A 19923-nucleotide genomic window follows, 5' to 3' on the forward strand; every position below is an offset into this window, starting at 1 on the left:
AAAAATCATGCTTTTTCAAATTCAACTCTGACTTTATCATAAAGGCTAATCACACGCATGGCCAATGAAATACATTCTTCCGAGGTCATCTGATCTATGGTATTGATAATTGCATTTGCTGTCAATTTCCCATCCTTGTCAAATTTCGGGCCCATTTTCTTGATCTGGCTGGTGATACTCTCCCACTCCGGACTTAGTGTGTCGGAAAAGTGTTTAGGGACTATAATATTAAAATAAGCAGCCTGAGATCTCAAATATTCTTTTGATAGCAGAATATTGCTGCTCAAACTTCCAACAAGTTTGGATAGCTCGCTGTAAACGAAGATGTTTGACTTATTCACTTGTAGGTTCGTTGAGGGTTTGATCTTAAAGTTACGAATAATGCATAAATACAATCGACATATGCATATTAAACTTTCAATAAATCAACATACTGAATAATCCTGCAATCTTTCTGATCAGCTACCTCTCATCTTCCGATAAAATTATATTCAGATTTCTACAATAGAATTGTCACTTTGGGGAAAACCAGGACACATATTTTCTGCCAATTTAGGATATACTATTAAGTATATACGTGGTAACTTTTATACTTTTAAAAATAAATATTTCAAAAAAGACGCTTATAACAAAACTTGAATAAAGAGCCCAGTACAGAAATAAGTATCAGATATTCAATAATTTACCCAAAAGAAAAAGCTTCGGAAATTCCGAAGCCCTTTACTAAATATTTCTCACAGTCCTAGCTAGTAAGACTTGTAGTAAAATTACTACGATTATTGTAGAAATCCGAATTTTTAGAATTACATTTTTTAAATAATCCAAATCAATTATTATGTTGTTTATATAACATTTATTTCAACACGTCTTTTGTACAATTTCTGTGATCAAATTTGACCATATTATCCATTCCTGGCACCTATCAGAAATTAAATGCAGTCCTGAATATTAGTTTAATCCTAATAAAATTAAAGATCATTTATCAGATTAACTTCAAAAAACCTGATCAGCGTTTTTCTACTATGAGTTCCCAAAACGTGATAATTTTGCGTTCCTCAAAACCCAAAAGCTCATATACTTTTCCAGCTCTGGCGTTAGTACTAACAAAATGAAGAAACGGAACTGCATGTTCATTCATTATCTTTTTCGCTACATGGCTTACCAGCATTTGCGCATACTTTTTTCCGGTGTGTGATGGATGGGTCACCACGGCACTTATTTCTGAAAAACCTGTCATTCGCAGTCTTTCTCCCGCCATTGCCACCAATTTATTATCCTTTCTGATACCGAAATAGCTGCCCAGAAGAGGTGTATCTTCATGAAAATAGCCTGGCTGAACAAGGTTAATCAGTTCAAGCATTTCGGAACGGTCATCTTCCATAAGCGGAAGTATTTCTTCTGTGTATTCTTGAATAAGATTTTCTTCGCTTTCACAAACCATCTGCATGCAATCCAGTTTTCTGCTGATTGTCCATCCAGGAGCCGGAGCAGCAAGATCTCCAACCATAAATAATTTTTCTCCTTCCATAATCCATTGTCGCAGATCGTTCAGATCTACTTTTCCCGGATTTTCACAACCCAGGATTTGAAGTGTTCCGGGACGGTATCTACAAATCTCATCGGTGCCCAGAGAAAAGTTTTTATGTACCGTTTGTAATGCATGCCAGACAGGGTTGTCCAGAAACTTATAAGAATCAGAATGGATGGGCATTTTTAGTAAGATCGATTTAAGTTACTATACAAAAGTATAGGGCTATTACTATACTGATTTTATAGACCTACCTTTGAAGTGTTTATTTGAGGTTACCAAACATTTGTGACCTCAAATGAATTTCAATAAACAATATTAACATTAACTTTTCCAAAAAATGTCACAAACTACATGGGTTGTTGATAAACTTCACTCCGAAGTACAGTTTAAAGTAAAACACCTTGTTATTTCAACAGTTACAGGTGCCTTTACATCTTTCAGTGGTCAGGCCATTACCGAAGACGATCAGTTTGAAGATGCAAAAATTGAATTTTCTATCGATGTAAACAGTGTTTTTACAAGCCAGGAAGGTCGTGATGAACACTTGAAAGGAGCTGATTTCTTTGATGCAGAAGCATTTCCACAAATCACCTTTGTATCAACTTCATTCAAAAAAGCAAAAGGTGACGTATACAATCTGATTGGTAATCTTACTTTGAAAGGTGTTACAAAAGAAATAGAACTTGAAGCTGAATACGGCGGAACAGAAAAAGATCAGTATGGCAATGTTAAAGTTGGCTTTGAAGTAACAGGAACTGTAAACCGTAAGGATTTCGGTGTTTCTTTCAACGCGCTTACTGAAACTGGCGGACTTGCATTAGGTGAAAACATTAAAGTGATCGCTAATATCCAGATTGCAAAACAAGCTTAATAAACAAAATAAAAAAACAGCACTATGATGGCGATTGGCCTGTAATAGTGCTGTTTTTTATTTGAACAAATATTATTTATCAGTGAATCTTATCCGGATTCAACGACATAAATTCTACACTTTCTTCATCATTGGCTTCCAGTGATACAGATGCTATAGATGCATTTTTCTGTCCCCAGGCAAATACCAACGGCAAAATAAATAGTGCCGCAAAAGTAGAAGCAATCAGTCCTCCGACAACTGCCCGTCCCAAAGGCGAAGACTGGTCACCCGCCTCACCCAATCCGCTGGCCATTGGCAGCATACCTACAACCATCGCAAGGGATGTCATAACAATAGGCCTCATCCGAAGAGCCGCCGCTTCTTTTGCCGAGGCTAGTGCATCTCCACCTACCAGACGCAGCTGTTCCGCATTGGTAATCAATAAAACGGCATTGGAAATAGAAACCCCAACCGACATGATAATACCCATATACGACTGCAAATTAAGGGTCGAGCCTGTCAAAAGAAGCATCGCAAGCGCACCAAGAATTACCGCAGGAACAGTTGTCAGGATAATTGCAGAAACCCGGAAAGATTGAAAGTTAGCCGCCAGCATCAAAAATATTACAACAATTGCAACCAGAAGTCCGCTTTGTAAACTACTCAAAGTATCGGTCAAAGTAGAGCTCATCCCGATTTGTTCAACCGTTATTCCCCTTGGCAGTTCTCCCAGTGCAGCAATTGCTTTTTGTACATCTACTGTTGCGGCGCCCAGATCTTTGTCATTCAAATTGGCCGTAACCGTTAGTACCGGCAAGGCTCCAAGGTTATCGTTTTCACCATAAGTAGTATCCAATTTTATCGTTGCTACGTCACTCAACACCGGTCTGCTTGTATTTTTCAAAAGCGGTATCTCCCCTATTTCATCAAGAGAATTCATCTGGTTTTCAGGAACCTGTACCTGGACGTTATAACTTAAACCACTTTTTTCATCTACCCAGATATTTTTATCTGTATACCGGGAAGACGATGTTGATGCAGTCATAGACCTGGAAACGTCCGTAATATCTGTACCAAGCTGGGCTGCACGAACTCTGTCAACTTCAATATTAATGGCTGGGTATTTGTTGGATTGTCCCAGTTGGATATCACGCATATAGCTGATTTTTGAAAGTTCAACCATAAGCTTTTTAGCATACTCCTCGTTCAGTTTTTTATTTCGACCACCAAACCGGATTTCGACCGGCGTTGGAGATCCCTGACTTAAAATCTTGTCAGTCAATTCCATAGGCTCGAATGAAAGACTAACATCCGGGATAGCCGCATGAACCTGATTTCTTATCTTTTCTTTTAGTTCATCCAGATTTGTTTTGAAACCTTCTTCAAGCGCTACCTGTAAAACGGCCTCCTGTGGTCCTGCCATCCAAAGGTAAATCGGGTTAGAAGAAAAAAGTGCGGGGTGCTGACCAACATAAGCGGAGGTAACCGAAACGTTTTCCGGACCAACAATATTTTTGATGATCTGAATCATCCCCAGCGTTTTCTCCTCGGTTCTTTCAATCCGTGTGCCTTCTGCTGCCCGGAGCCTTACCTGAAATTGCGAACCGTTGACTTTCGGCAATACATCTTTTCCAATGATTGACAATAAAAATGCCGTTAATCCAATGGTTACCACCAAATAAGAAATGACAATTGGTCTTCTCAGCGGTAACGTCCGGTCAACAAATCTTAAAAATCTTAAACGGAGTTTTTCAAAACGGGACAATTTTTCTTCCGGCGCGTCATGTGGTTTGGCTTTGTGTCCTTTCATGATCCAGTTGGCCATTACCGGTACAAAAGTTTGGGAAAGAAAGTATGAAACGATCATACTAAAACCGATCGCGAGTGCCAGCGGAAGGAAAAGCGAACCGGGAATACCACCCATTGTGAAAGCTGGTGCAAATACTGCGAGAATACAGAAAAGGATCAAAAGTTTGGGAAAGGCAATTTCCCGGCAAGCATCCCAAATTGCCAGCCGCCTGGGTTTTCCCATATCAAGATGCTGGTGAATATTTTCAATAGTCACCGTACTTTCATCCACCAAAATTCCGATGGCAAGTGCGAGACCACTCAATGTCATGATGTTGATCGTTTGTCCGAACAAATTCAGAAACAAAACACCCGTAATGATAGAAGTAGGAATGGTTAAAATTACGATCAAAGCACCTCTTGGGTCTCCCAGGAAAAGAAGTACCATCAAACCTGTCAATACAGCACCCAAAGCTCCTTCGGTGATCAAACTTTTTACTGCGTTGATTACATATACTGACTGGTCAAACTCATAAGTTAAATGCACATCCGCCGGAAGCAAAGCCTGCATTTTTGGCAAATTTGCTTTTAGTTTCTGCACCACTTCCCAGGTTGAGGCGTCTGCACTTTTGGCAATACTGAGATAAACAGAACGTTTGCCATTAACCAAACCATAACCAACAGTAATATCGGCTGCATCTTCAACCGTGGCTACATCACGCAAATAAAGATTTTGAACTCCGCCCTTAAACAAAGGAATATCAGCAAAATCCTTGATGTTATGAATGGTTGTATTGGTAGGTGTAATATAGTTTTTGCTTCCCATCCGCACATTTCCCGAAGGCGCGGTCTGGTTGTTTATACGGATCGCTTCCACAAGCTGATCCGGCGTCATATTGTGCGACCGCAATAAAGCAGGATCTGCCTTGATGACAATTGTCCGGATATTTCCACCAAAAGGAGGCGCGGAAACCAGACCCGGGATTGTTGTAAATGAAGATCTGACATAAGTATTGGCAAGATCCAGAAGCTCGTTATTTCCTCTCACATCACTGCTCACAATAAGCTCTCCAATCGGAAGTGTCGAGGCGTCAAAACGGATAATGAAGGGTGGCTGAGAGCCTGGTGGAAAAATTGCCTGGGCCCGGTTACAGGAGGCACTCACTTCCGCTGCGGCCTGCGCCATGTTGGTTCCCGGGTAAAAGTTAACCTTGATTAATGTCAATCCCTGGATATTTTTTGTTTCGATACTTTTAATACCATTTACATATAAAAGCAGGTTGATGTAAGGTTTGGCAAAAAAAGTTTCCATCTGATTGGGTGTATAACCTCCAAATGGGTGAGATATGTACAAAACGGGCATATCAAGTTTTGGGAAAATATCGATCTTGATATTGCGCAGCGCATTGATCCCGAAAAACAGCATGGTCGCCACTATAACCATCACAGTAATCGGTTTCCTTAATGCTAAGAGAATTAAATTCATGATAGAGTGAATGAAAAGAAATAGGAAGAATACTTATAATTTCAGCAAAAATTTATAACAAAGTATTTAAAATTGGTACTAATTTAAGGATAAAGAACAGCTTGCTGATGAGCTCACTAATTTAATTCATGATCGGTTTACTATTCAATTAAATTGTAACTGTTCATATATTATAATCAAATTTTAATCATCATGTAACTCTCCGATCTAAATCAGTTTATCAGCGATTTCTTTGGCTTTTGTCATCGATTCCTGGTTTTTGTAAATAGAACCGCTAATAGCTGCACCTTCCAAAAGAAGAAACAGTGCGTCTGCCAGTAAGCCGTGTGTTAACAGCCGATTATTGTCCGGCAGGTCTTTAACGATATCGGTAATAAAAACCTTCAATCTGTTTTTTTGATGGCTTACCGCATCAAATACCTGAGTATCCTGGCGTGAGACTTCTGCACTGATTTTGATAAACTGACAACCTCCAAAACCTCGCTTATTCTGCCTTTCCATTCGGAAATCAAATAAAGCAAGCAATTTTTCTTTGGGATCGGAAGAACGGGCAGTATAATTTTCCATTTCCAAAAACCAGATATCTTCGGCTTCTTTTAGATAAGCAAGCAAAAGATCCGTTTTGGAGTCAAAGTGGTTATAAAGCGATGCCCTCGCAATATCTGCTTCTTCAATAATCTGGTTAATTCCTGTAAGATTATAACCCTGCTCATAAAACAATCTTGAAGCTACTTCAAGAATTCTTTCGCGTACCGCCGATTTTTTCATCGGGTAAAACTAGTACTAAAAAATTATATAGACAAGTCTATCTATTTTTGTTTACCACGGTTTAAAACAGGAATTCGTACAGTTGTGCAGCATAACAAAAAAAATCACCCGCCAAATTAGCAGATGATTTTATCAATGATTTTAAAAAGCTGTTAAGCAGGTATTTTTCTTGGTTTCTCACGATCCCAAAATCTGTGCTGTTCAATAGCCAACACAAATTTTGCTGCCAGTTCTGATGCGTCATCACTTACAACCAAACCTTCTTTTAAGACATTTTCCTCTGAGAAATCAGCCGGAAGTTTCTTGACGAAGTAAGTAGCTTCCAAAACCTGGATAGCCTGGGCATCGGCAGCAATCGCTTTACAATGTTTAAAGGCTTGATTAAGGAAATGAATAGCATCTGCCTCAGCTTCAACCGTAGCCACGCTGTTTGTACCACCTGGTACGTAAACAGCATCATACAGTACAGAAGCGGCTGTCAGATAACTATGATCAACCGGTATCTGCTCATCATCTTCTGTAATGACATAACCAAGTCTTGGCGCAATAATTTCAACAATCGCCCCCTCAGCAATCAACGCACTTTTAACAGTGTTAAGTGATTTACCATCCACGCCATCAGCTGTTAAGAATGCGATTTTACGTGTTTCAATGGTATCCTTTGGGGTGTTTGCCATACTCAAAGCATCAGAAGAAGTCAGTGTTCCTTCAATCATTACCGAGTCATAATCGGCCGGATCTGCATCAGCTGGCATTCCATGATTTAATGGAAGAGCAGGATCCTGCGGAACGTCAATACGAAGCGCAAACGCAACTTCTGCCGCCAGATTTTTATCTATCAGTGATAGAATTCCCAGCATTCTTTCACGAATTGCTACGGTTTTCACCTTGCCCAACTCGAAGCTCAAAGCATCAACAATATGGTTTTTCTCAGGATCTGACTGACTGTTGAAGAATAATCTTGCCTGTGAAAAGTGATCAAAAAAGCTTTTGCTTCTCGCTCTGATTTTTTTAGCATCAATACGTTCCGGGTAAGATACAAATCCACCTTCGGATTCCTTAGCCTGCGCCGGATCATTTGCACCCAATGAATTAGGGCTATAACTTACTTTTCCCTTATTGATTGTCTGACGCATATGACCATCCCTTTGGTTGTTATGCACGCCGACAACGGGTCTGTTGATTGGGATTTCGTGGAAATTAGGTCCTCCCAAACGCAAAAGCTGTGTATCGGTATAGGAGAAAAGACGTCCCTGCAAAAGAGGATCATTTGTAAAATCAATACCCGGAACAATGTTACCAAGGTGATAAGCTACCTGCTCTGTTTCAGCAAAAAAGTTGTCCGGATTTCGGTTCAACGTCATCTTACCAATTCTTTGCACCGGCACGAGTTCTTCCGGAATAAGTTTGGTAGAATCCAAAAGATCAAAATCATACTTGAATTCATCTTCTTCCGGAATAATCTGAACACCAAGTTCCCATTCAGGAAATGCACCGCTTTCGATAGCATCCCAAAGGTCACGACGGTGGAAGTCAGGATCTTTACCTGAAATTATCTGCGCCTCATCCCAAGCCACAGAGTGAACACCAAGAATTGGTTTCCAGTGAAACTTGACAAAACTTGCGACACCTTCTTTATTGACAAAACGGAAAGTATGGACTCCAAATCCTTCCATCATTCTATAACTTCTTGGCAATGCGCGGTCACTCATCACCCACATAATCATGTGCGCAGACTCTGGCATCAGCGATATAAAATCCCAGAAAGTATCATGTGCAGAAGCTGCCTGCGGAATTTCGTTATCCGGTTCAGGTTTTACTGCATGAATCAAATCAGGAAATTTGATTGCATCCTGAATAAAAAAGACTGGCATGTTGTTACCAACCAAGTCAAAATTACCTTCCTGCGTATAGAACCTTACGGCAAATCCTCTCACATCTCTTGCAAGATCTGTCGAACCCCGTGATCCCGCCACGGTAGAAAAACGAACAAAAACTGGTGTCTCAATGGATGGATCCAATAAAAACTGAGCTTTTGTAACAGCGGAAAGTGAATCATAAACCTTAAAAACACCATGAGCCGCCGATCCGCGTGCATGTACTACGCGTTCAGGAATACGCTCATGATCAAAATGTGTTATTTTCTCGCGGAGAATAAAATCTTCAAGTAACGATGCGCCACGGTCGCCTGCTTTCAGCGAATTTTGGTCATCGTTTATTTTCAGACCGGTATTTGTGGTCATATATTGACCTTCTGCATCATTGGTGAATGATTGCAGTTTTTGAGTTTTATCATTTTCAGGCTGCTGGCCTGAATCTGTGGAAGTCTTTTTGGTTGCCATAAATATGGATTGAAGTTTAATTATGCTTCTTCTGAAGCCTTATAGTTGACATCGTTTTCTGCAATTTCAGTCAGCAGCTCATCTGCCTTTTTCTCTTCTGTCAAAGTCAGATACAAAATTTCCGCTACGTCGTCAAGACCAAGCGTTTTCGCCAGTTGTGTCAGTCCGCCATAGGTTGCGATTTCATAATGTTCAACTTTTTGCGAAGCCAGAATGATACCAACATCTCTTGTTGCAGTACCTTCATCTGTGCTTTCAATAATTCCTTCTCCTTCTTTGGCAATTCCTTCCATTGCATCGCATTTTTTTGCAATTGCCTTTTCATTTAGCAAATCAAAAATTGCTTCAAGTCTGCTTACATGTTCTTTTGTTTCTGTCAAATGATTGTCAATCGCTGTGGCAAGTTCAGCAGAACTTGCAGCGCTGATCATTTTTGGAAGTGTTTTAACAAGGTGATTTTCTGCCCAGTAAATGTCGCGGATACTATCCAGAAATAATTCCATTAACGCTGGCTCCGCATGAGCCGAAGTTTTAGTTCTAAATTTTGGTTCCGAGCCGGTTTGATTTTCCATGATGATGAATAATTTGTTGGTTGTAAGCCGCAGTATATATAAAACTGTTCCAGCCCGGAATGTAAAAAGTGCAAGTGATTCGTGATCACACATTAGGGCCTTTTAGCACTTCCATTGAGAGAATTCACCAAAAACTGATAAAACAAGAGCATTTTGAGAATAAAAATATTTTTGTCAAGACCCTGTAAAACAGTAATTTATATTAAAAAAACGCGATTCTACATATAAATTTCCACCCTAATTCTCAAATTGAGGCTGGCAAGCTTTTTGAATACCAACTTTCCATCCGGATGTTTTCTTAACTTAAATTATAGCATATGCTAAAACTTCAACCCTACACAATTTGTTGGCTTTTGATTTTAACTCCCGCGGCAAAAGTATCGGCTCAGCTCACGGTATTCAACGTTTCTTCTTCAACAATCACCGACAAACGTAAAATCAGCGTACAACAGCAATTTGAAGTACAGGACGAAATTGAATCTTCTACAACCCTTACATATGGATTGGGGAAAAAGTGGGAAGTGGGATTAAATCTTATCAACCTTGACTACAACATCAAAGAGAGATCAATTGAAACCAACGACTCTACGACGGTGACACCTTTTGCTCCGCTGCTGTTGGCCAATGCACAAAAAGTTTTTGAGCTTAATAATGTCCTCTCAATCGGATTAGGAGCTGTGGCGGGTACCAACCTGACAAGTTCTCATACGGGTAAATTTGTTTTTTACAGTTATGCAAATCTCCTGGCGTCTGCGGGAGATCAGGACCGATATCAGTTTGCCGCCGGACCATATTTGAGCAATCACAGATATTTGAGTGATGGACCTTATTACGGATTTCAATGTGCAATGGATGCAGGCATTTTTTATAAAAAACTCCATCTTCTTGCCGACTGGATTTCAGGAACTAACCAAAAAGGGAAGCTGAGTATCGGTATTGAGGTCTTTCTTACCCAGCGGCTTCCGCTGTCCCTGGGCTGGCAGCGCAGCAATCAGGATGGTTCTCAGGGAGCAGTTATTCAGCTTACATTTTTACCTCAGTAATTAAAATTTATAGCTAACCGTTCACAAAAATGGAAGATAAAATTTTTTCAGTTGACTGGCAGACGATGTGGGAACCCAGCAGTTCTGTGCTGGAAATAATTCTTCGGGGCACAATTACCTATTGGGCCATATTCCTTCTACTTCGGTTTTTCCGCCGGGGTGCAGGGCAACTTGGTGTAAGTGATGTGCTTTTAATCATACTTATTGCTGATGCGGCTCAAAACTCAATGGCAGGTGAGTATAAATCTGTAACCGAAGGTATCGCCCTGATAGGAACATTGGTTTTCTGGGATTTTGCGATTGATTGGCTTGGATATCACTCTCTTGGATTCAGCAAATTTGCCCAGCCACAACCATCACTCCTGATTAAGGATGGAAAAATGCAAAAGGATAACCTTCAAAAACAGCTTATTACCGAAGATGATATGTTCAGTATATTAAGAGAACAAGGCATTGAAGATATCAGTGAGGTAAAATCCTGCCATCTGGAAGGAAGTGGGAATATCAGTCTTATTCAAAAACGGGATGCCGGCCCTTTGCCTAACAAAAAACAAAATGAAAACAGCGTTGTCTGACAATATAACTTCATGCAAACTGCAACATAAATCTCAACGATGGATAAAATAACACCTTTTGATATTAACCGGATGCTTTTCGGTGATGCTCCTCCTGAGTTTTTGCTGGAAGTGTTTTTTCGCGGATTAGCACTTTATCTGTTTATGCTATTGGTGGTAAGGCTGCTGGGAAAACGAATGGCAGGCGAGCTTACAGTCATGGAAATGGTTTTAATGATAACCCTCGGAGGGTCAATAGCGGTAGCAATGCAGGTACCGGAAGGAGGTTTGCTGATGGGTTTTGTGGTTTTGACATGCGCCTTTTCATATGAACGAACAATCGCCTGGTTAACGGTAAAGAGCAAAAAGTTTGAAAAAATAAGTCAGGGCCAGGGTATTATTTTGGTAAAAGACGGCGTGCTTCAAATCCAGAATATGAAGGACACCAATATTACCGGTCAGCAGATATTTGCTAATCTAAGAGCCAAAAAAATTCATCAATTAGGAAAAGTTCAGCGACTTTATCTTGAAGCCAGCGGAACATTAAGTATTTATAAATCAGAAGAAAAACGTCCGGGCCTATCCATTTTTCCAGAAAATGATGAGCAAATCATAAAGCTGCAAAAGCAGGTTGATGGCACAATGGCTTGTAATAACTGCGGTTTTATAATTTCAGATTTCAATAATCAATCCTGTGCAGAATGCGGTCATAGCCACTGGGTCCAGGCCATTTTATAACTGAATAATGAAAAAAGAAGATATACATATTGGTGACTGGGACAGGATCTTGTTTGGAGAAGGTCCGCCTGCTTACCTTTTAGAAGTAGTTGTCAGAGTGGCGCTGGTTTATCTCCTGATATTTATATCCATCCGTTTCATGGGAAAACGGCTCATTGCTGAAATGGCAAGAGCCGATTTGGTCGCACGGGTATCGCTTGCTGCCGCTGTCGGGCTGGCGATTCAACGCCCAGGTCGTGGAATATTGGTCTCAGCCGTCATTGTTATGGTTATTATTTTCGTGGGACGACTATTGGCTGTTTTGGTATTTAAAAACAGGCATTTTGAAAGTGCATTTCAAGGAAAATATTCAACCCTCGTTAATGACGGGGTAATTGATATCAAGCTCATCAATAAATTACTAATAACAAAAGAGAGGCTTTTCGCAGCATTAAGAGAAGAAAACATACGGCATCTCGGGCAGGTTCAGCGTTTTTACATGGAAGCGGATGGAAAGTTTTCGCTTGTTAGCCAGGAAAATCCTGCACCCGGATTATCAATAATTCCTGAATGGGATCCCGGGCTTCGTGAAAGTCAACAGAAATCAGATACCCAGCTTTGTTCAACCTGTGGAACTTTACAAACGACCAACCCGATTGTTTGTATACATTGTGGAAATAATCACTGGGAACCCGCCATTTATTTACCAAAAAAGGTTGATTAAGAACTGTATTCTCAATCAACCTTTCCTAAGTAGCGCTCCCGTATTTTAGCTGTAAACCCGTTTCATCTTGATCTTAACATTACTTCTGATCACCAAAGGCACTTTTTCAACCTTCACTGAACTGCTATCCAGACCAAACCATTTATCTTCCGAGTTGGTAATATTTTTGATGGCAAAGTAAAAGTTCATGACAAATTCCTCATACCAGGGAAGATCATTTTCCACCGAAAGGTAGCGTTCCAGCACAACGAAACGAAAATCACCCATGATATTCTGACGGTTCAATGATTCGTAACGGCTGGTAATATCCACTTCCTTATTAAGTACCATATCCTGAACCACTTTTCTAAGAAAAAGATTTATACGCTGCTCAACCCTGAACCCAAGCCGGAAAGTGATTTTGATTACATCATCCTCGGCCATGATATTAACGTGATAATCCATTGTGTAAGGTTCATCCGTTGTTTCAACATGGACAAACCAAAAAATATCAGCACGCTTGGGCCTCTTTTGAAATATTGAATAAATAATTTTGCTTTCAATCTCATTTTCTCCCGCTGCATTTGACATGAATATCAAATGTGTAGAATATTTTGGAATGCTTATATCATTGCTCAGTTCTCTAAGCGCGGGAATGTGCTCATCCAGATTTACAAATTCTGTAAGGCGAAGTTTGATAGAATTTGCTTTGAGCCACATGGCCATAATATCAGCTATAATGACTGCCAAAAGCAGCGAAACCCAGCCTCCATGTGTAAATTTCAAAAGATTGGCTGCAAGGAAAGAACCTTCAATGGCCAGATAAACAATCATAAAAGCCGCAATCCACAATTTATTAATTTTGTGAACATATAAATAAAACGACATCAGCAAAGTCGTCATTATCATCGTTAGCGTGATCGCAAGCCCGTATGCCGCTTCCATATTAGATGATTCCTGAAAATACAGCACAATACCAATACAGCCAGCCCATAAAAGCCAGTTTACACTCGGCACATATAGCTGTCCTTTTTGATCACTTGGATAAACAAGACGAACTTTTGGCCATAAATTAAGACGTATTGCTTCCGAAATAAGTGTGAAAGAACCACTTATCAGTGCCTGGCTAGCGATAATTGTAGCCATGGTAGCAATACAAATTCCTGGCAGCAAAAACCAGTCGGGCATGATTTCATAAAATGGTTTACGTCCGTTTAAAAGCTCTCCGTTATGAAGTGCAAGCCACGCTCCCTGTCCGAAATAATTAATTACCAGACAGCTTTTTACATAAATCCAGCTTATGCGTATATTTCCTCTCCCGCAATGTCCAAGGTCAGAATAAAGTGCCTCAGCCCCTGTTGTACAAAGAAATACAGAGCCTAACAACCAGAATCCACCGGGGTGATTAGACAGTAACTGATAGCCATAGTACGGATTAAATGCCTTGAAGATTTCCGGATGATAAATCACCTGAGATAGTCCCAAAACCAGCAGCATCAAAAACCAGATCATCATCACCGGTCCAAAAGCACGTCCAACAATGGTAGTCCCGAAAACCTGAATAATAAAAAGAAGGGTCAGAATTCCGATTACAATCGGTATCGTTTCAATATTGGGATATAAAATTCTCAATCCTTCCACTGCGGAAGACACTGAAATTGGCGGGGTTATAATACCATCGGCCAACAAAGTACTGGCACCGATGATCGCTGGAATTGTAAGCCATTTTGCATTTCTCCTTACCAGTGCATAAAGAGCCAGAATCCCTCCTTCCCCGTTATTATCCGCTCGCAAAATCAAAATCACATATTTCAAAGTTGTTTGCAGCGTTAACGTCCAGAAAATCAGTGATACCGATCCGTAGACCACATCCAGAGAAATCCGCTCTTTACCAATAATGGCCTGCATTGCATACAGAGGAGAAGTTCCGATATCCCCATAAATAATTCCGAGTGCAACCAAAAGACCGGCAGCCGAAGCCCTGTCGCTATGTTTAAGAGAACTCATTGTTGATGCTTAAAATGTTCTGTGCTTTGTATAGGGTAACGTGTTAATCAAAACGAATGCCAAAATCTGGCTAACGCCGCTGCAAAGGTGTTTAATTTGATTAAAAGTATCATACCAAATCAGGAATCTTTTATTATTTTAATAAATACAAAAAAACCTGCTTTAAAGTCTGTACGACAAAAGCAGGTTTTAGTAACCTTTTATCAGGATTTGAAACTATTTTACTGTTGAATTTTCAGTAAGCATATCCAACAGATCCTGCGCGTCCCCATCAAATTTTGTCCCGTTTACAAAAAACGAAGGTGTTCCGTTTACACCACTCCGGATCCCGCTTTCAAAATCGGATTCTACTTTTTGTTCCAATTCCTCTTTCTGAATATCTTCTTTGAATTTTTCTATATCCAAACCGGCTTCGGTGGCCATTTTGAACAAACCTTCGTTACTCAAAGAATCCTGGTTTTCAAAAATGATATCATGCATCTCCCAAAACTTATCCTGCAAGGCGGCCGCTTCACTTGCCACGGCAGCCGGCATAGCAAATTCATGAGATTCTGCTAAGGGGAAATTTCTGTAAACAAAACGGACTTCCTGCCTAAACTTTTTCTGAATTTCTTTTATAACTGGATAAGCCGAGCCGCAATGCGGACACTGGTAATCACCGTATTCAACAATTTCTATGGCAGCCTCAGCCGGACCCTGAACATGATCCTGACTGCCGACCGCAGGTTTTAATTGATTTGACATTTTGCTAATTTTTTGGGGTTATAGATTCTAATGCGTCCAGGATTCCATCGGCTCCCGGATTAATGGCTGTTGGCGACAGATAACTCCAGGCAACATATCCCTCTTTATCGATCACAAACAAGGCCCGGCTGCTTTCTCCGTTTTCTTCGTCATAAACACCATATAATTTTGAGACTTCGCCTTTGGGCTCAAAGTCTGCCAAGAGTGGGAAATGTAATTTTCTGGAATCTGAAAAAGCCAGGTGACACCATCTGCTATCTACCGAAATGCCAAGAATGGCTGCATTATATTTATCAAAATATTTCAGCATTTCATTATAAAGTGCCATCTGATCAGAACAAACCGGACTCCAGTCGGCAGGATAAAATGCAAGTATCACATTTTTACCTTTCAGTTCGCTTAAAGAAAACTGCTGATCCGGTGTGGCAAACAATTTAAAATCGGGTGCTTTATCTCCTTTTTGTAACATATCTTTATTTTTTAGTTAAAGCCTTTTTGATTTGTTACAAGTTCTGTGCCCGAAGGCCGGAAGTCAGGGTAAGGTAATGGATATTTTCTCCGGATCTTGCTTTGTTCCCGTGATGACCTGAAAGCGCACTCCGTTTAAAATCAGCGGCTCGCCTTCCTTTAAATTTGCCGTTTCTCCTGTAATCAGTTCAGCAAGACTTAAATATGCTCCTTCATAATCCCTGAGCCAGGGCAGCGAAAGCGTATTGCGGATACGCTGCAAGTGAACAAATCCTTCCGAAATCCATACCTTTTCTGACTTCGAATAAAAATAATCCGAGTATTCTTCCAGTTCTGGCATATCTCCAAAAATCCCCTCCATAATATCCTGCATCGCTATGATGCCCAAATATTTTCCGGCCGGATCCCTGACAATTCCAAAATCAACCCGCTTTTCTTTGAAAATATTGAAAATGTCCCGCGCCGCCATATCAGCCGGAATGGAGCAGGCATCCAGTGTTGTTTTATGCCAGTCCTGATCATCATGCAATAGAAAAATTTTAGTATTGACAATCCCGGTAATATTGTTTTCATTTTCGGTAAAAACCGGGAAGTAGGAATAGGGTTTCTTTTCAATAAATTCTTTGAGCACCTGTCTGTCCCAGCTTACAGGCACAGCCGCTACAATCCGTGCAGGTTTCATGATTCTTTTCGCCGTCAGATTTTTAAAAGTGATCACATTCTGGTGCAGCCACAATTGCTGTTTTTCCAGTACTCCCTGTTTGTAAGCCGCGCTCAGAACCTGTCTCAAATCCTTTTCCGTATATTTTTTAGTCCCCTGACTTTGAATGGGCAACAGAGATAACAAATACCGTGAACTAACTGTCAGCAGCTTGATAAAAGGATATATTATTTTGGAAAACAAACTCAGGGAAGGTGCAATGGCCAGCGATATTTTCACCGGAATTTGAAGTGCGATTGATTTTGGCAGCAATTCTCCAAAAACGATGGTTAGGTAAGTGATCAGTCCTATACCAACAATCAAGGAGGAAGCGTGTGCTACAAAACCTGACACACCAATGCCAACGAGCCACTCCTCCATTTCTTTGGCAACAATATTTCCGCCATAGATTCCCTCAACCAGCCCAAGCAATGTAATGCCAACCTGGACGGCGCTTAGAAATTCATCTGGATTTTTTATAAGATTAAGTACCTGCGCGGCTTTGGGATTATTTTTGAAATTTTCATTAGATAACTCATTGTCTGTTACAGAGACCAGCGCAATTTCTGCGAGAGAAAAATACCCGTTTAAGATGATAAGGAGAATAATAACAAGGATAGCCATTTGATTACGATTTGTTATGATGGCAATAAACATTGAAATAGTTTATGAAGTAAAGAAAACAGCCTATTAATTTAAGGTGACTGTGATTTCTGTTTTTTGTTCCAGCAAATTGACGCGGATATATTCAGATGCAAGCTAAATATCCGACATAATTACCGTTCATATAAAAATGGCTTATTCTGAGCTGCACTTATTTTAAAAATAACTAATTTGACATTTCTTACCACCAAATTATTGTTTTTGTTTATGAACAAATTTTCCCTGATTTGCTTCGCTCTGCTCGCTGCGTTATCCGCAAGTGCACAGGACAGACAGCCCTCGAACATCCATCTCACCAAATTGTCCAATGGACTGGAAGTCCTGGTACTGGAAGATAATTCAGTTCCGCTTGTGACGGTTGAAATTGCCGTTAAAAACGGATCATTTACAGAATCGCCCGAATATAACGGGCTTTCCCATCTTTATGAGCACATGTTTTTCAAGGCAAATAAAGATATCCCCTCACAGGAAAAATATCTGGAAAGGATCCAGGAACTTGGTATTTCGTTCAACGGGACTACAAATACTGAACGCGTAAATTATTTCTTCACACTCGGCAGCGACGAAGTAACGGAAGGTTTGCAGTTTCTGAACAGTGCGATCCGCTATCCTTTATTTCTTGAAAAGGAAATGAAAAATGAGAATCCCGTAGTTGATGGAGAATTCCAGCGTGCGGAAAGCAGTCCTTTCTTCCCCCTTTTCAACAAGTTTGATCACAAAATGTGGGGAGATTTGTATTCCCGGAAAAACGTGATCGGCGATCACAACATCATTTTGACCTGTACAACAGAAAAGATGAAGGTCATTAAAGACAAATACTATTATCCAAATAATTCGATCCTGGTGGTTGCCGGAAATATCAAAAATGATGATATTTTGAAAAAGGTAACGGCAATTTTCGGAGACTGGAAAGCAGCTGATTTTGATCCCATCCAGAAATGGCCGATTCCTGAAATCAAACCTTTGAATCCTGCCGACTCGCTAAGTTTTGTTGTGACCAGTCCAAATGCCAGGGTTCCGGCACTGGAAATTGCATGGCATGGCCCGGACACCAGAAATGACATAAAAAATACCCTGGTAGCCGATGTATTTTCTTATATACTTTCACAAAAGAACTCCAAATTTCAGAAATCGCTGGTGGATCAGGGTTATGCGCTTAACCTGAGCATCAATTATCTGACTCAGAAATATGTTGGACCAATCCAGCTGTTTATGATCCCGAATCCAGCCAAATTCGAAGAATCTTTTAAGGTTTTGAAACAGCAGATCGACCAGTTTGATTCGCCGGATTATTATACCGACGAACAGATTGAAACGGCAAAAATAAAACTTGCCAACGGAGAAAAATACAGTTCTGAGGTTACCTCGGAATATATTCACACGCTTACTTTCTGGTGGGCTTCGGCTTCTCTGCCCTATTATTTTAATTATGTCAACGAAATCAACAAAATAACCAGAGCAGATTTGAATGCCTATGTACAAAAATACATTAAAGGCAAGCCCTGTGTGAAAGGTTTACTGCTTAATGCGGAGCAGCAAAAAACGTTAAATGTGAAAAATGTAGATGCGCTGTTCAACTAAAAAGAATCGACTCCCTATGAAAAATATACTTTCTTTTTCAGCGACGCTTTGTTGTCTGATATTAGTTTCCAGCCCGATTTTCGCGCAAAACACGACAAAAGAAATCAATTTTGAAGGTCTTAAAATAATTTATAAAAAGACACCAAAGCAGGTTATCACGGCTAGTCTTTTTGTTAAAGGCGGTACGGCTAATATTACTGATGCACAGCAGGGTCTGGAAGTAATGGCTTTAAATCTGGCATTGGATGGCGGTACTAAAAAAATGAACAAAGATGATTTTGCGGCCAAAGCGGATAAACTGGGTACCAGTTTTGCAGCCAGCGGCTCAGCTGATTACAGCACGATGACGATGACCTGCCTGAAAGAAAATTTCGGACCAAGCTGGGAAATGTTCAACAATGCAATCTTTGAACCTGCGATGGATGAAAGCGAATTCAAGGTGTTGAAAGACCAGATGATTGCGCAGGCGAAGCAGCGTGAATCTGACCCGGATACTTATCTGAGAAAAATGGCAACCGAAGCTTTATTTGGCGGTACGGATTATGCAAAAATTCCGGAAGGAACGCCTGCTACTTTGGAAACAATTACTATTGCAGATGTTAAAAACTATTACCAAAATCTTCTGGGTAAGAAAAAATGCTATTTGGTGGTTGTAGGAAATATTGAAGAAAAAGATCTGTTGCAGAATGTCAAAAACAGTCTGGCAAAACTTCCTGCCGGACAGCTTGCAAAAACGCCGACTTTCAAAAGTGTTACCACTGCTGACGCAATTATCAAAGACAGAACGCTGGCTACGAATTATATTCTGGGCACAATGAACGCACCTAAATATAATTCAGTTGACGGGCCGCTTTTTGACTTCGCGATCCGTATTCTTTATGATCGTTATTTTGTTGAACTTCGGACCAAAAGAAGTCTTTCCTACGCGCCAGCCGCCAGTTACAGCAAAAGAACCATTCAGCAACCGGTGGCTAATCTATACATTACAACTATTGATCCGAAACAATCACTTTTGGTAATGACAGACATCATCAACAGCATCAAAAAAGACGGTTTTACGGAAAAAGAAGTGAAAGACAAAAAGAAAAGCTTTCTAACCCGGTATTATATGACCAATGAATCAAGCGCGGCACAAGCCTCGCAGCTTGGATTTTGTGAAGCTTCCGGAAACTGGAAGTTGTTTGATGAGATCAATACTAAAATCAGTCTGGTGAAACTGGCTGATCTGAATAAGGCATTTAATAAGTATATGACAGTTATTGACTGGGCTTATCTGGGCAAACAGGATCAGGTGGCCAAAGAGGATTTCAAACAGCTGGCCAAATAAGCAGTTTGACTAATTCATAATGCCGAAATCATTTTGCTTCATTTTCTGTCGTGTTATCTTTTATAGATTTTATTAC

The 19923-nt window shown here is 40.3% G+C and carries 17 protein-coding genes; 7 read left to right on the top strand and 10 right to left on the bottom strand.

The window, feature by feature from the left end; all coding sequences use genetic code 11:
- Positions 1-5: 5 nt before the first annotated feature.
- Together IEE83_RS16170 and IEE83_RS16175 are read right to left on the bottom strand one after the other, a co-directional pair.
- Positions 6-341, bottom strand: a complete 336-nt coding sequence (locus IEE83_RS16170) for a hypothetical protein (RefSeq protein ID WP_194121571.1) — start codon at positions 339-341, stop codon at positions 6-8.
- A gap of 665 nt (positions 342-1006) precedes the next feature.
- A complete protein-coding gene (locus IEE83_RS16175) occupies positions 1007-1711 on the bottom strand; it encodes a GNAT family N-acetyltransferase (protein ID WP_194121572.1) in 705 nt (234 codons plus the stop codon).
- 157 nt (positions 1712-1868) lie between these two features.
- Between IEE83_RS16175 and IEE83_RS16180 the strand changes: the two genes are divergently transcribed.
- The gene (locus tag IEE83_RS16180; RefSeq protein WP_194121573.1) at positions 1869-2402 is read left to right on the top strand and encodes a YceI family protein; all 534 of its coding nucleotides are present in this window, start codon (positions 1869-1871) and stop codon (positions 2400-2402) included.
- A gap of 79 nt (positions 2403-2481) precedes the next feature.
- On the opposite strand, the gene IEE83_RS16185 is transcribed toward IEE83_RS16180, so the two are convergent.
- From IEE83_RS16185 to IEE83_RS16200, 4 genes are all read right to left on the bottom strand, one after another.
- On the bottom strand, positions 2482-5658 hold the full coding sequence (locus IEE83_RS16185) for an efflux RND transporter permease subunit (RefSeq protein WP_194121574.1): 3177 nt from the start codon (positions 5656-5658) through the stop codon (positions 2482-2484).
- Positions 5659-5865: 207 nt separating this feature from the next.
- Complete coding sequence (locus tag IEE83_RS16190; RefSeq protein ID WP_194121575.1) at positions 5866-6426, bottom strand: TetR/AcrR family transcriptional regulator; 561 nt, start codon at positions 6424-6426, stop codon at positions 5866-5868.
- A 152-nt stretch (positions 6427-6578) separates the two neighbouring features.
- Complete coding sequence (locus IEE83_RS16195) at positions 6579-8768, bottom strand: catalase (RefSeq protein WP_194121576.1); 2190 nt, start codon at positions 8766-8768, stop codon at positions 6579-6581.
- Positions 8769-8788: 20 nt separating this feature from the next.
- Positions 8789-9340: a YciE/YciF ferroxidase family protein gene (locus tag IEE83_RS16200; protein WP_194121577.1), complete on the bottom strand. Its 552-nt coding sequence runs from the start codon at positions 9338-9340 to the stop codon at positions 8789-8791.
- 317 nt (positions 9341-9657) lie between these two features.
- Here IEE83_RS16200 and IEE83_RS16205 point away from each other — a divergent pair, with 317 nt between their 5' ends.
- From IEE83_RS16205 to IEE83_RS16220, 4 genes are read left to right on the top strand one after another with little or no spacing between them, the layout of a single operon-like run.
- Complete coding sequence (locus tag IEE83_RS16205) at positions 9658-10383, top strand: hypothetical protein (RefSeq protein WP_194121578.1); 726 nt, start codon at positions 9658-9660, stop codon at positions 10381-10383.
- Positions 10384-10412: 29 nt separating this feature from the next.
- Positions 10413-10958 carry a DUF421 domain-containing protein gene (locus IEE83_RS16210; RefSeq protein ID WP_194121579.1) on the top strand — a complete coding sequence of 182 codons (546 nt, stop codon included), beginning with the start codon at positions 10413-10415 and terminating at the stop codon, positions 10956-10958.
- 39 nt (positions 10959-10997) lie between these two features.
- On the top strand, positions 10998-11675 hold the full coding sequence (locus IEE83_RS16215) for a DUF421 domain-containing protein (RefSeq protein WP_194121580.1): 678 nt from the start codon (positions 10998-11000) through the stop codon (positions 11673-11675).
- A gap of 7 nt (positions 11676-11682) precedes the next feature.
- Entirely contained in the window at positions 11683-12378 is a 696-nt protein-coding gene (locus IEE83_RS16220; protein ID WP_194121581.1) for a DUF421 domain-containing protein, read from the top strand.
- Between the two features lie 45 nt (positions 12379-12423).
- Here IEE83_RS16220 and IEE83_RS16225 read toward each other — a convergent pair whose 3' ends face one another.
- From IEE83_RS16225 to IEE83_RS16240, 4 genes are all read right to left on the bottom strand, one after another.
- A complete protein-coding gene (locus IEE83_RS16225) occupies positions 12424-14364 on the bottom strand; it encodes a KUP/HAK/KT family potassium transporter (protein WP_194121582.1) in 1941 nt (646 codons plus the stop codon).
- A gap of 216 nt (positions 14365-14580) precedes the next feature.
- On the bottom strand, positions 14581-15108 hold the full coding sequence (locus IEE83_RS16230) for a DsbA family protein (RefSeq protein ID WP_194121583.1): 528 nt from the start codon (positions 15106-15108) through the stop codon (positions 14581-14583).
- Between the two features lie 4 nt (positions 15109-15112).
- Positions 15113-15577 (bottom strand): redoxin domain-containing protein, encoded by a 465-nt coding sequence (locus IEE83_RS16235; RefSeq protein WP_194121584.1) that lies wholly within the window; start codon positions 15575-15577, stop codon positions 15113-15115.
- Between the two features lie 63 nt (positions 15578-15640).
- On the bottom strand, positions 15641-16900 hold the full coding sequence (locus tag IEE83_RS16240) for a hemolysin family protein (protein ID WP_194121585.1): 1260 nt from the start codon (positions 16898-16900) through the stop codon (positions 15641-15643).
- Positions 16901-17146: 246 nt separating this feature from the next.
- On the opposite strand from IEE83_RS16240, the gene IEE83_RS16245 reads away from it, so the two are divergent.
- Entirely contained in the window at positions 17147-18520 is a 1374-nt protein-coding gene (locus IEE83_RS16245; RefSeq protein WP_194121586.1) for a M16 family metallopeptidase, read from the top strand.
- A 16-nt stretch (positions 18521-18536) separates the two neighbouring features.
- Complete coding sequence (locus IEE83_RS16250; RefSeq protein WP_194121587.1) at positions 18537-19847, top strand: M16 family metallopeptidase; 1311 nt, start codon at positions 18537-18539, stop codon at positions 19845-19847.
- The last annotated feature ends 76 nt before the right edge of the window (positions 19848-19923 follow it).

This window comes from Dyadobacter subterraneus, from assembly GCF_015221875.1.
Lineage (GTDB): Bacteria > Bacteroidota > Bacteroidia > Cytophagales > Spirosomataceae > Dyadobacter > Dyadobacter subterraneus.